Raw genomic sequence first — 12,227 nt, 5'->3', positions numbered from 1 at the left:
GAGGCGAAAGAGATGAGCAGAATATCTTTGAGCCTGGGGGATCTGCGGAGGGCTGTACAGCAGTGCGAGCAGCTAAAGCAAAGACTTCAGCATCAGGAGCAACAGATGAAAACTATATATAGTCGTCTGCAAGACTGGCGGGGTGAATCAGCTGCTGAATTAACACGCAAAATGGAGGCGTTCCTCCAAGGAACCACATTACGGATACACGAGTTGGATGAGCATAAAGAGCAGTTGAAACGTTATATTCGCAAAATGGAAGAAGCTGATCGGCGGGAAGAAAAGCGCAAACGAGCAGCACAATGGTGATTAGGCGTATATCATAGCTAACTTTATGTTGTTGTGCCAGCTACATAACTTAAAAGAACCGTACTATCGCTAGGGGACTTCTGCGGGGTACGGTTTAATGGTGTGTACATAAAAAATACATATATAGTAGAAGAAAAAATATCTCCCGAAATGCGAAAATAGCATCTTTGGAGTCTGTAGCTTGAAGTTGCTGTTATTTTGGAGCATTGTTGTACGGGCTACAGTTAATGTAAGTTTCATCTGATCAATGGAAATAGCTACTTATTTCCTTTCGTTGTTATCAGCCCTTTGGTAGGATGGATCTAAACCGAGATTTTTGAAGTCGGTAAGTGTAAAAAATGTTCTAAAGCTACAAAGTTCGACATATTGTTCGCTTTTTCGCGATGTATACTATTGAATCAGGGATTTTAGTTTGCTATTTATCGCATATTTATGTATAATCTATCGTGTTGAAAGATTGATTGTACGTAATATGCTGATGAGGGTGGGTTCATGACGCTGCTCGACAGTAACGAAAGCAAGAAGCGGATGTGCCAGATTTACAATGAAGTTTCAAAGGAACTGTTCGGCTTCGGGACCACGCTGTTGCGGGCCACCGTTGAGAACAACATTGTTACCTTTGTAGCGAAGCACCGGCGTTCTCCACGCTCGGCGGCATTGGAAGTGGAAGCCCCCGGCTTGAAGCTGGAAGTGGATTTCCGAATGTCCATGCTGTACAAGAAGAGACTTCGCGAGAAGCTGATTGAGGATATGGAGCTCGATATAGAAGCTTTACTGCGCGATTATGATTCAGCAACGCAGTGGGCCATTACGAACATCATACTGAAAGAATCCTAATAAAATTGGATATTCGGCTTTTCGCTTCGGATCTATCTGAGGGGAGAACCTGTTATAACGCGCAGCGGGATCAACTTATTCTTTGTTTACGAAGAAAAGTATTCTTGTTTTACAAGAGTACTTTTCTTTTTTGTGTCATAAGGTGTGCAGAATAAAAAACAGGGGGAGTTTCATATGAAAAAGTGGTTTAAAGGATTTATGGCTGTGACCTTGGCATCTGTGGTACTGGCAGGTTGCGGCAGCAATGCTACTGGTGGTCAGGCAGATGGAAAAGATGGCTCAGCTGATGGGAAAAAGAAACTAGTTATTTCCACATGGGGCTTCTCCGAGGACTTTTTTAATAAAGAAGTGTACGCGCCTTTTGAAAAGGAGCATAACGTTGATATTGTTGTAGAAATCGGAAATAATGCGGAGCGATTGAACAAAATCAGTCAAGGCAGCACGGATGTCGATCTGATTTATCTGTCTGATTATTATGCCCAACAGGGGATTCAGCAAGGGCTGTTCGAGAAGTTGGATCGCAGTAAAGTGCCAAACTTGAACCAAATTTATGATATTGCCAAAGCACCGCTGGGTGAGGAATATGGACCTGCTTATACAGTTGGACGCCTCGGTATTGCCTATAATCCGGAGCTGGTGAAAAAAGATGTGACCTCCTGGGCTGATCTGTGGGGCACTGAATTCAAAGGAAACGTGACTCTGCCGAATATTACGGCAACGGCTGGGCCGATGATGGTGGATGCGGCCTCCAAGGTAGCGGGTAGCAAGGAATTTAATGAAGACCAAGCCTTTGGGAAACTGAAAGAGCTGAGTCCGAATATTGTTAAGTTTTATAGTAAAACGTCTGAGTTCGTAAACATGTTTAGCCAGCAGGAAATTGCGGGCGGTCCGATTATGGAAATGTACTTCAAAGATTTGCAGGCAGCTGTGCCAGGGGCGAAATTCGTGGCTCCTAACGAGGGTGCCTACGCAGTAATGAACACAGTTAATGTAGTAAAAGGGTCTGATCAGAAGGAACTGGCTGAGGAGTTCATCAACTGGCAGCTGAGCAAGGAAGTTCAAGAAAAATCCGCCAAAGCAAAGGTCGATTCTCCGGTGAATACACAGGTGGTACTGTCTGGTGCGGATACAGAGGGAATTACGTACGGTGCAGATGTAGTGAATAAGCTGACCAAGCTGGATATGAAATTCGTTAACGATCATATCAAGGCATGGACAGATCGCTGGAACCGGGAAGTTGCACAATAATGAAAAAGATCATATTAGATGTAGATACAGGCATTGATGATGCGTTGGGTATTTTACTTGCGGCCAAAAGTGGTCAGCTGGATATCCAAGCGATTACTACAGTATGCGGTAATGTTTCACTTAAGCAAGCAACACTGAATACATGCAAAATCCTCAACCTGCTGGATAGACCGGATATTCCGGTCTATCGGGGGGCAGAGGCTCCATTAATACGCAAAGGCCTGCACGAGCACCGTGTTCATGGAGAAGACGGCATCGGAGGCGCATTGAGTGGAATAGTCCCAGCCATCTCTGCATCCGAAGGTTTCGCACCGGATATCATCATTGATACGGTGATGGCTCACTCGGGGGAAGTAACGCTGGTTTGCACCGGACCGCTCACCAATCTGGCGTTGGCGCTGCTGAAGTGTCCCGATCTGACGGATCACGTCCATGAGGTCATTTTTATGGGCGGCGTTATTCACGGATGCGGCAATATCACACCTGTAGCGGAGTATAACATGTACGCTGATCCGGAAGCCGCACGGATCGTATTTCACGCAGGATTTGGTCGATTGATACAAGTGGGGCTGGATGTAACACGGAAGGCGCTGCTGACTGCCGATCATATTGCTCGTCTGACCCGTCCAGAGATTCGTAATTATGTAGCTGAAAGCACGGCCGTGTATACCAAGCGTTATGAAGAACGCAACGGCGTAAAAGCGTGTGCGCTTCATGACCCGCTTGCCGTAGGTGTGGCATTGAATTCGAGGATAGTTGATACCTCGCTGTTATATGTCGACGTGGAAACCTCCAGTCGCATATGTGACGGACAGACGGTAGGCGATGTACAGAACCGCCTCAATCATAGTCCCAATATGAATGTGTGCGAACAGGTAGACAGCAAAGCTTTTCTGGAGCTGTTTATCCAGGTGCTGAACAAGGAATAACATTTTGATAACCGCAAGGAGCTACCCATGAAGAAAACATACTTGTATTGGCTGCTGCTGCCAGGTCTGCTTTTTCTGGCGGTGTTCATGGTCATTCCGATTGTGTTGACGATCGGTTCGACCTTCGTACAGAACAGCTCATTCACCCTAGAAGGCTATCTCCATTTCTTCAAGGACCCTTATTTTCTGAAAATATTGCTGACTACGCTGGAGGTCAGTGTCGTAACGACTCTCGTATGCGTATTGCTCGGTTTTCCGACGGCTTATTATATTTCACAAAAGGCCCCGCGTCGTAAAGGGATTTTGTTGGCGCTGGCTATCTTTCCCTTGTTGACGAGTCCGGTGGTGCGTTCATTCAGCTGGATGGTTATTTTGGGCCGCAAGGGCTTATTAAACAATGTGCTAATGAGTTTAGGACTCGTCGATGAGCCGCTGAATATTTTGTACACTCCGGCAGCGATGATTATTGGTCTGGTTCATTTGTTTTTGCCGCTGATGATCATTTCACTGATTGGTGTGCTTGAAAATATCGACGGTGACCTTGTCCATGCTGCGCAGAGTCTTGGAGCTTCCAGATTCAGCGCATTTCGTAAAATTGTATTCCCGCTGTCTGTTCCGGGTCTGATCATTGGAAGCATTCTTGTTTTCGTGGGCAGCCTGACAGCTTATACGACCCCAGCACTGCTGGGAGGAAAACAGCGGGTTATCGCTACATTTTTGTATCAAAATGCGATGACGCTTAACGACTGGTTTTTAGCTTCTGTTATCGCGACAATTATGATTGCTATTACATTTATCGTGGTCGGTCTCTTAAATAAGGCGGCCCATAAACTCAATCCGAAGGGGTAGGTGGATATGCGGGAGAAACATTACGGACTAGGCTTCTTTAGCCTGCTGGTCTTCATCTTTCTGCTCGGTCCGCTGTTGATCATATCGGTCACTTCTTTCGAGCCGGGCACGGTATTAAAATTTCCTCCGCAGGGCTTTTCCTTGCGCTGGTATGAAAATATTTTTGAAGTGGATTTGTTTATGTCCACGTTCAAAACGTCGATTGTCGTCTCTCTGCTGGGCAATATCTTGGCGTTGTTAATCGGTATGCCAGCCGCTTATGCACTTAGTCGGTTTTCCTTTCGCGGGAAGGATGCGCTGAATGCCTTGTTCCTTTCCCCGCTGCTTATACCAGGTATTGTGCTTGGTTTTACACTGCTGCGTTATTTGATCATTGTGTACTATTTACCGGTATACGCTGGACTTTTGATCGGGCATACGGTGATTATGCTGCCGTTCATTATTAGAGTCATTGCATCCAGTTTGTCTAACTTTGATTTTGCGATTGAGGAAGCAGCGCTTAGTTTGGGAGCTGGACGGCTGGAAACCTTTTTCAAGGTGGTTCTACCCAACATCCGCTCAGGTATTATTGCGGCTATCCTGATTGCCTTTCTGGAATCATTCAACAATGTCGACATTTCCGTCTTTATGACAGGACCGGGCTTCAGCACTCTGCCTATTCAAATGCTGACTTACGTCGAAAATTACTTTGACCCGACGATTGCAGCGATCTCGGTTATGCTGATGATTTTAACGGGTATCCTGATGTTCTTGATTGAACGACTGATGGGATTGTCTTACTTCACTAAAAGGTAATGGAGGCTTCAACCTTATGGCACTGCTTACTCTGGATCGCGTCTCGGTCGCTTATGACAACCAACTGATCTTGCAGGATTTCGATTTGCAGCTCGAACGGGGGCAATTGCTCTCGTTGCTCGGACCGAGTGGTTGTGGCAAAACGACTACACTTCGTCTTATTGCAGGATTTCTCGAAGCTAAACAAGGAACATTTTTGTTTGGTGATAAGGATTATACCCGGGTTCCAGTGAATAAACGGAACTTCGGTTTTGTATTTCAAAGTTATGCGCTTTTCCCGCATTTGTCAGTTTTTGATAATGTAGCCTTTGGTTTACGCTTGCGTAAAGTAAAAGAAGATGATGTAAAACGACGCGTTATGACTATGCTGGATACGGTGAGCCTGGGGGGATTTGAAAAACGTTTCCCCGGCGAATTATCAGGCGGGCAGCGTCAACGTGTGGCGATTGCACGAGCGCTTGTAATTGAACCCGATCTGCTGTTGTTTGATGAACCTCTGAGTAACTTAGATGCTAACCTGCGTGTGAATATGCGCGTAGAAATCCGCCGTATTCAACAGGAACTGGGCATCACTACCGTATATGTATCGCACGATCAGGAGGAATGTTTTTCGATTTCTGACCAGGTTGCGATTATGAATAAGGGGAACATCGAGCAATTAGATGCTCCATCGACCATTTTTAAATATCCGACGACCGAATTTGTCGCCCGCTTTATTGGGTTTAATAATTTTCTAAGCTTTGACGAGCGCACTGAAGAAGGGGAACGTATTCGACTGAATACAGGCGACCTTTCGTTTAGCGTAGTGCGTAATCAGGGTACAGTCCAACCGGGTGCTCGCCAAGGCGCTATTCGCCCGGATGATTTGGTCATTCGAACTGAAGGCAACGAGACAGGAGAAAATGAGCTTCCCGGTGTCATTAAGGTAAGTACGTACCTAGGACGCAGCTATCAGTATGTGGTAGAGACAGCGAAAGGAAACTTTACGGCTAATCAGGAAATGGATACGCCTTACTTGAGTGGTCAACGGGTTACCCTGCATTTTCCGGCAGACAAAATGGTGCTGGTCCAATAATCAGCGGGTTCGATGAAGGAGATACATCATGCGTGCAGACAAAATGATTTTACAAGTTAAGGTGTATAACAGTTACTACAAGACGTTCGAGGAAGGCAATGTGGCTATACTTGACGGCAAGTTTATGTATATCGGTCAGCGCGGTCTGGAGTCTTTTGAGGCTGCTGAAATTGTGGAGGGGCACGGGAAATATATGATTCCCGGCCTAATCGACATCCATCTGCATATCGAAAGCACAATGGTGACACCAGCAACCTTTTCCTATGGACTCATTCGCAATGGGGTCACGACGATTGTACCAGAACCGCACGAAATGGCGAATGTTTTCGGACTGGAAGGCATTCAGGAAATGATGGAGGCCAGCAAAGATTGCGTGGCTGATATGTTTTACGGGATTCCTAGCTCTGTTCCAGCGACGCCTTTGGAAACCTCAGGGGGTGAAATTGACATCCCCGAAATTGATGCTTTGTTGCAAACGGGTGAGATGATCTGTCTGGGTGAAATTATGAATTATGTGGATGTCATTCGTGATCCGGAAAGCAAGACGAACCGCATCTTACGCCACGTTCGTGAGCACTACCCAGAGCTGATCATTGAAGGCCATACGCCGCAGTTGCTTGATCTGGATCTGCATCAGTTGATCTATGCAGGAATAGGCTCAGACCATACCCATCAAAGCATTGAGGGTATGAAGGCCAGAATGGCCGCCGGGATGTTTATTGAGATCCAGGAAAAATCCATGACCCCTGAGGTGATGGACTATCTCATTCAGGAAGACGTGGCACAACATTTTTGCTTCGTAACGGATGATGTGATGCCGGACTCTTTCGTAGAGCGAGGGCATCTGAACCACATCGTAAGTAAAGCGATCGGGATGGGAATGAAGCCTGAGGATGCGATTTATGCAGCGACGTATACTCCTGCTGCCCGGATGCGTATGCATGACCGCGGGACCATTGCGCCAGGGAAAATAGCCGACTTCGTGCTGCTATCGGATCTGGAGCAATTTGATGTAGAGCAAGTCTATAAGGACGGACTCAAGGTATTCGATAAATTCGAGGAATACCATCAGGCACCGGTAAAAAGTTGCTTTCCCGCCCACTTTTATCAAAGTGTGAAGCTCAATCCGCTTACGGAGCAGGACTTTACTGTAAAGTTGGATGTAGCTGATGGCGCACATCCATGCCGTATTATGATGGTCAAGGATGGATCTACTTTTACAAGCGAACGGATCGCACCTGCACAAGTAGAGCAGGGTGAACTGGTATGGGAACATGGTGAACATGGACTCATTGCTACGTTTGAGCGGTATGGCAAGAACGGCAACCGTGCTTACGGTTTGATCGGGGGAGATACGATTAAACGCGGGGCAGTGGCAACCACCTATTCGCACGATAACCATAACTTGTTGGTCGTGGGGCATAACAAGCAAGATATGATATTGGCCGCGAATACGGTTTTATCCAGCCAAGGGGGCTTTTGCGTAGTTGAAAATGGCAAGGTGCTGTCCCATTTACCGTTAACGGTGGGCGGAATTTTAACAGAAGGACCACTAGAAATGGTTGCTGCCCATGTGAAGGAACTGCGTTCAGCCTTACTGTCGCTGGGCTATCGCCATTACAATCCAATCATGTCGCTCAGTACTCATTCTTTGCCAGTTAGCCCGGCTTTGAAAATTACCGATCACGGCTTGATTGATGTAAATGCAGGCAAAGTTGTATCCTTAATCGTGGAACCTTCTGAAATATAAGAATAAAAGTAGAGCTGATCCATTGTGGGTCGGCTCTTTTTATTATGTAGCAGACAAAATTAACATCTTGTAGAGGCTAATTGTTGTAACCTATTTATGATGCGTTGGGAGTACTTGATGAATATTAATCAATTGGCAACTTCACATAATCTTCATGATTAAACTCTAATAAAGTGCTTGAAAAACACTAACATAGTGTTATAATTAAAACAGGATTTAGATTAAGTCTAAATTAATCGCTAAATATTTTTTAGCTTTAAGCATGGGATTTAGAAGAAAATCAGATACTACTGCTAGCGAGTATCAAGCATCACTCAACTATACTATGAATCATAACGAGAGGGGATTTTACACATGAGTACATTAAATCATACGAACGCACCTACACAAGAGGCTATTCAAGAACTGCACAAGGCTTTAAACCGTCACGTGGCTACCTGGTCTGTATTGTACACAAAACTGCATTATTTCCACTGGTATGTAAAAGGACCTAAATTCTTCACACTGCATGCTAAATTCGAGGAGCTTTACAATGAAGCAACAGCTAATCTAGATACGATTGCTGAACGTTTGTTGGCTATTGGCGGCCGTCCTGCTGCGACCTTGAAGGAGCATTTGCAACTGTCAGCTATTCAGGAGTCCGCAGGCGAGCAGACAGCTGAAGATATGGTGAAGTCCGTTGTAGCCGATTTTAAAACGATTACTGTTGAACTGGCTAATGGTATGGAAGCAGCAGAAGCGGCACAGGACAAAGCGACAGAGGATCTTCTGAATGGCTTGAGAGAAGAAATGGATAAACATATCTGGATGCTTAGCGCATATCTGGGATAAGTTTCTGGGAGTGTTTTCCACGGATATGGAGATCAGGTGAACAAGATATACATCCCGTTGGTTCCGGCCTGCTACTGGAGTATAATGACAAAGAAGCATGGAAGACCACAGGCTCATAAGGAAGTGAGCTGCCGGGATGGGGTGTAGGTTATGGAAGTGAAACAACAGCTTTTGCATGAAGCGGAGCAGTTTATATATACATGTTATGAGGAGCTGGGTCGAAGCCGCGATGATGCGGAAGCCCGGCTTCTTCATATTCGTCACGACATAGAGACTACTGGAACATACGATCATACTTACGAAGAGCTGGAACACGGGGCACTTATGGCTTGGCGGAATAGCAATCGTTGTATCGGTCGATTGTTTTGGGACAAGCTATTGGTCAGGGATGCACGTGGAGCGTCAGATGCGACGCAAGTAGTTCACGAGCTACTGGAGCATATCCGTATAGGAACGAACGGCGGTAAAATTAAGCCAACGCTTACTGTATTTCGCGCCTCCCAGCCGGGACAGCCGAATATTCGTATTTGGAACCATCAACTCATTCGTTACGCTGGATATGAAACGGCTCAAGGGGTCATCGGGGATCCAATCTCGGTGGATTTCACCAATGCTTGTAGGGATATGGGGTGGCAAGGAGCGATGACTGCTTTTGATGTATTGCCGCTGGTTGTGGAAGCGGGGGGTCAGCCTCCCGAGCTCTTTGATATTCCTGAACATTTGGTGATGGAGGTGCCTATTGAGCATCCAGAACTCTCTTGTATAGCCACTCTTGGATTGCGCTGGTATGCTGTGCCTATGATTTCGGATATGACACTGGAGATTGGCGGTATCATCTATACAGCAGCTCCGTTTAACGGCTGGTATATGGGGACAGAAATCGGTGCCCGTAATTTTGCGGATACCTTCCGTTATAATATGTTGCCACAGGTGGCCAAACTGATGGGGCTGGATACGACGAGTGAAACAACGCTTTGGCGTGATCGGGCGCTAGTGGAGTTGAACATTGCTGTGTTGCATTCTTTTAAAAAAGCAGGGGTCAGCATTGTTGACCATCATACCGCAGCGGTCCAATTTAAGTTGTTTGAGGAACGGGAAGCCAAGGCTGGCCGCGCACTGACAGGTAATTGGACGTGGTTGATCCCACCATTATCCCCAGCAACCACACATATTTTTCATAGTTCTTACGATAATCGGCTTGTGAAGCCGAATTTTGGAGTTCAGGAAAAGCCGCAAGGTTGTCCTTTTCATTCTGGTTAACCTAACGGGAGACTAATTGCTGGATCAGGAATCCGGTTTATCCCCGACAACGATCAATAGGGTCGCGATCGGCCCTATAAGTAGTGAGAGCGCAAACCAGTTAAGTCTGCTCCGATTTTTGGACTGTGCCAAGCCGGCATTAATAAGGGCAAGTGTTCCCCAGCCTAAATAATAATCTTCTGGCATGGTATTCTCCTTTGTAAAAAGGTATAATATCGTACTGTGTATTGTATGAGTACATTTATAATTTCATAAGTTATATCGTAAATATAACTTTATATATCTTGGTTTGAGGAGCGAAGCTAAGTTGGAGAGAAATCAGGCAGAGCGCATTGTCGCTGAGCTTTTGGAACGGGCTGCTATAGGCGTAACAGTGAAGCTGGAGAAACGTTTTCCTGGTGGACGGCTGATTGGGGGCAAATATGCTATGCATGCTCACGCCATTACCATGTATACGGATGTTATTGAAACACAATGTTTACAGATGTTCGGCAGCGCGGATCGAGTTGAGGAGTATTTTACGGTTGTGCTTGCGCATGAGATCGGGCACGCCGCCGATACTGAATTAGAGGGTCTCTCCGATGCGATGGAGCAAGAGAACATGATCGGGACCCGGCAACGGCTTGCGCTGCAAATTGAGGAAAACGCATGGAACTATGCGCTTAGACTGGTGCCTGAAATAGAAGCATCGTTTATTTCTGCCGTAATAGACGAGTCCCTGCTTGCCTATCGAGTCCCGATTATGGAGCGGTCTGACATTGCGTAATAATGAATGATTCCAGAGCCGACAGGCTCTTTTTTTTATTATTTTTAACAAACGAGGTGAACGGATAGATTCAAAGGAGCAGCTTTTTAAGCTGTGAGACGCGACCTTGAGACAATTCCAGCATTTCGGCTAATTCTTTTTGAGAGACATTAGGGTATTCCTCCATGAGCTGCTTAAGTTTATTCAGGAGCTCATTCTGATTTCTGTAGCTCCTTCTTTTCTTCGGCTGGACAGGACGTGCTTCACTCAAATGACTGGAGGGATTATCGCTCTTCAGGTTCTCAATACAACTCTTGCATATCAGATGATCTCTGAAATAGCTTAAATGATCAACGGCACCACAAAAATAACAAGAAACCCCCGTATACTTGCGAATCATCAGTCCCTCTGGTGTAATAAAAAAATCGAGAGCATCTCCAATATTAATATTCATAGAAGTGCGCAGTTCTTTGGGTAGCACAATGCGTCCCAAATGGTCTAGTGGTCGTGTCATTCCTGTATTCTTCATCATTTTTCCCCTTTCTTGGAATGCGCTTATGGTTGCTGGAATTGTATGTTATGTATGCTGGAAGTACAAAGCGCTTATATTACAGTTTGTTTTGGTATAGCTATCCTAAAAAAAGCTCCGGCATGACGAACAATTACGTCTGCCGGAGCTTGGTGCAGCCAATGAATCTAAGATGTCATGTCGAATTACTGTGGGTTGGTTGTCCAAATGCCAGCTACTTTTAATTGAACCCGTGGCGGCAGCTTCAATGCAGCTAATGTCAGATCGGCCAAATCCTGCGGCTGAAGCATGCGGTCCTCGTCACCAATATTCAATCCCGCATTTACCGCCAATTCTGTATTGACCGTGCTTGGAGTCAGCGCGGTTACCCGAATATTGGATTTGCGAACTTCCTGCATCAGTGCTTCCGTGAAGCCCATCAAAGCAAATTTGGATGCGCAATATGCCGAGCCTGTTGCAAAACCTCGTTCCCCTGCTGTGGAGGAAATGTTAATAATATTTCCGCTCTGTTGCGCCAGCATGCTTGGAAGAGCGGCGTGTGTAACATAATAGGTTCCCATCAGGTTTACGCGAATAATACGTTCCCACTCTTCGGGGTCCATATCTGCGACTGTGCCGAAGGTGGCGATGCCTGCATTGTTGATCAAAATATCGACGGCACCCAGCTCATGCTCCAGTGAAGCTACAGCAGCAGCGGCCTGTGTACGATCCGATATATCTGCAACAGCACTCACCACTTTCACACCGTATGTACTCCCCAGTGAATCCTGCAGCTTTTGTAGGTCGGTCAATGTGCGTGAGATTAACCCCAGATTAACGCCTTCCTTGGCCAAGGTCTCGGCAATTGCCTTACCAATTCCTTTGCTGGCTCCTGTAATAATGGCTGTTTTGTTTTTAAGTTCCATCCAGTCTCCTCCTTATCACTATATAACGTGGTTGTGCATCTGAGCACATGGTTACATTATACTAGGTTAAACCCCTTGAACCAAACTTCGCCTGATGAGACATTATGTAGTAGCCTCCTATTTGGAAATATCAATATCCCCTGAAGTGGTTTCGACCTTGATCAC

General features: G+C 45.9%; 14 protein-coding genes. 11 read left to right on the top strand and 3 right to left on the bottom strand.

Annotation, left to right across the window (positions count from 1 at the left end; translation table 11 throughout):
* Nucleotides 1-12 precede the first annotated feature (12 nt).
* The 10 genes from C400_RS0124895 (at nt 13) to C400_RS0124850 (ending at nt 9,883) form a co-directional block, all read left to right on the top strand.
* Entirely contained in the window at nt 13-309 is a 297-nt protein-coding gene (locus C400_RS0124895; RefSeq protein ID WP_017428620.1) for a WXG100 family type VII secretion target, read from the top strand.
* A gap of 492 nt (nt 310-801) precedes the next feature.
* Nucleotides 802-1,146 carry a hypothetical protein gene (locus C400_RS0124890; RefSeq protein ID WP_013373571.1) on the top strand — a complete coding sequence of 115 codons (345 nt, stop codon included), beginning with the start codon at nt 802-804 and terminating at the stop codon, nt 1,144-1,146.
* Between the two features lie 174 nt (nt 1,147-1,320).
* Entirely contained in the window at nt 1,321-2,394 is a 1,074-nt protein-coding gene (locus C400_RS0124885) for an ABC transporter substrate-binding protein (RefSeq protein WP_017428619.1), read from the top strand.
* The gene (locus tag C400_RS0124880) at nt 2,394-3,323 is read left to right on the top strand and encodes a nucleoside hydrolase (protein WP_017428618.1); all 930 of its coding nucleotides are present in this window, start codon (nt 2,394-2,396) and stop codon (nt 3,321-3,323) included. Before C400_RS0124885 ends, C400_RS0124880 begins: the two co-directional genes overlap by 1 nt.
* A gap of 27 nt (nt 3,324-3,350) precedes the next feature.
* The gene (locus C400_RS0124875) at nt 3,351-4,172 is read left to right on the top strand and encodes an ABC transporter permease (protein WP_013373568.1); all 822 of its coding nucleotides are present in this window, start codon (nt 3,351-3,353) and stop codon (nt 4,170-4,172) included.
* A gap of 6 nt (nt 4,173-4,178) precedes the next feature.
* Entirely contained in the window at nt 4,179-4,967 is a 789-nt protein-coding gene (locus tag C400_RS0124870; protein ID WP_017428617.1) for an ABC transporter permease, read from the top strand.
* 16 nt (nt 4,968-4,983) lie between these two features.
* Nucleotides 4,984-6,042 (top strand): ABC transporter ATP-binding protein, encoded by a 1,059-nt coding sequence (locus C400_RS0124865; protein ID WP_017428616.1) that lies wholly within the window; start codon nt 4,984-4,986, stop codon nt 6,040-6,042.
* 28 nt (nt 6,043-6,070) lie between these two features.
* Nucleotides 6,071-7,792, top strand: a complete 1,722-nt coding sequence (locus C400_RS0124860; RefSeq protein WP_017428615.1) for an adenine deaminase C-terminal domain-containing protein — start codon at nt 6,071-6,073, stop codon at nt 7,790-7,792.
* Between the two features lie 354 nt (nt 7,793-8,146).
* A complete protein-coding gene (locus C400_RS0124855; protein WP_017428614.1) occupies nt 8,147-8,623 on the top strand; it encodes a Dps family protein in 477 nt (158 codons plus the stop codon).
* Between the two features lie 150 nt (nt 8,624-8,773).
* A complete protein-coding gene (locus tag C400_RS0124850) occupies nt 8,774-9,883 on the top strand; it encodes a nitric oxide synthase oxygenase (protein WP_017428613.1) in 1,110 nt (369 codons plus the stop codon).
* 24 nt (nt 9,884-9,907) lie between these two features.
* Here the strand turns inward: C400_RS0124850 and C400_RS28320 are convergent, their stop codons facing one another.
* Nucleotides 9,908-10,069, bottom strand: coding sequence for a hypothetical protein (locus C400_RS28320; protein WP_017428612.1), 162 nt, complete (start codon nt 10,067-10,069; stop codon nt 9,908-9,910).
* 121 nt (nt 10,070-10,190) lie between these two features.
* Between C400_RS28320 and C400_RS0124840 the strand changes: the two genes are divergently transcribed.
* The gene (locus C400_RS0124840; protein ID WP_017428611.1) at nt 10,191-10,649 is read left to right on the top strand and encodes a hypothetical protein; all 459 of its coding nucleotides are present in this window, start codon (nt 10,191-10,193) and stop codon (nt 10,647-10,649) included.
* Nucleotides 10,650-10,719: 70 nt separating this feature from the next.
* On the opposite strand, the gene C400_RS0124835 is transcribed toward C400_RS0124840, so the two are convergent.
* Both C400_RS0124835 and C400_RS0124830 read right to left on the bottom strand, forming a co-directional pair.
* Nucleotides 10,720-11,157 carry an AbrB/MazE/SpoVT family DNA-binding domain-containing protein gene (locus C400_RS0124835; RefSeq protein ID WP_013373561.1) on the bottom strand — a complete coding sequence of 146 codons (438 nt, stop codon included), beginning with the start codon at nt 11,155-11,157 and terminating at the stop codon, nt 10,720-10,722.
* Nucleotides 11,158-11,342: 185 nt separating this feature from the next.
* Nucleotides 11,343-12,062 carry a 3-ketoacyl-ACP reductase gene (locus C400_RS0124830; protein ID WP_016822765.1) on the bottom strand — a complete coding sequence of 240 codons (720 nt, stop codon included), beginning with the start codon at nt 12,060-12,062 and terminating at the stop codon, nt 11,343-11,345.
* Nucleotides 12,063-12,227: the final 165 nt, after the last annotated feature.

This window comes from Paenibacillus sp. ICGEB2008, assembly GCF_000307675.1.
GTDB lineage: Bacteria > Bacillota > Bacilli > Paenibacillales > Paenibacillaceae > Paenibacillus > Paenibacillus polymyxa.
Note: the sequence above shows the minus strand (reverse complement) of the source record. Positions and strands in the feature narration are given on the sequence as shown.

Bases quoted from the DNA above. Each gene is read 5' to 3' on its own strand.
- C400_RS0124895 (WP_017428620.1), top strand. From the start codon at position 13: ATGAGCAGAATATCTTTGAGCCTGGGGGATCTGCGGAGGGCTGTACAG.
- C400_RS0124890 (WP_013373571.1), top strand. From the start codon at position 802: ATGACGCTGCTCGACAGTAACGAAAGCAAGAAGCGGATGTGCCAGATT.
- C400_RS0124885 (WP_017428619.1), top strand. From the start codon at position 1,321: ATGAAAAAGTGGTTTAAAGGATTTATGGCTGTGACCTTGGCATCTGTG.
- C400_RS0124880 (WP_017428618.1), top strand. From the start codon at position 2,394: ATGAAAAAGATCATATTAGATGTAGATACAGGCATTGATGATGCGTTG.
- C400_RS0124875 (WP_013373568.1), top strand. From the start codon at position 3,351: ATGAAGAAAACATACTTGTATTGGCTGCTGCTGCCAGGTCTGCTTTTT.
- C400_RS0124870 (WP_017428617.1), top strand. From the start codon at position 4,179: ATGCGGGAGAAACATTACGGACTAGGCTTCTTTAGCCTGCTGGTCTTC.
- C400_RS0124865 (WP_017428616.1), top strand. From the start codon at position 4,984: ATGGCACTGCTTACTCTGGATCGCGTCTCGGTCGCTTATGACAACCAA.
- C400_RS0124860 (WP_017428615.1), top strand. From the start codon at position 6,071: ATGCGTGCAGACAAAATGATTTTACAAGTTAAGGTGTATAACAGTTAC.
- C400_RS0124855 (WP_017428614.1), top strand. From the start codon at position 8,147: ATGAGTACATTAAATCATACGAACGCACCTACACAAGAGGCTATTCAA.
- C400_RS0124850 (WP_017428613.1), top strand. From the start codon at position 8,774: ATGGAAGTGAAACAACAGCTTTTGCATGAAGCGGAGCAGTTTATATAT.
- C400_RS28320 (WP_017428612.1), bottom strand. From the start codon at position 10,069: ATGCCAGAAGATTATTATTTAGGCTGGGGAACACTTGCCCTTATTAAT.
- C400_RS0124835 (WP_013373561.1), bottom strand. From the start codon at position 11,157: ATGAAGAATACAGGAATGACACGACCACTAGACCATTTGGGACGCATT.
- C400_RS0124830 (WP_016822765.1), bottom strand. From the start codon at position 12,062: ATGGAACTTAAAAACAAAACAGCCATTATTACAGGAGCCAGCAAAGGA.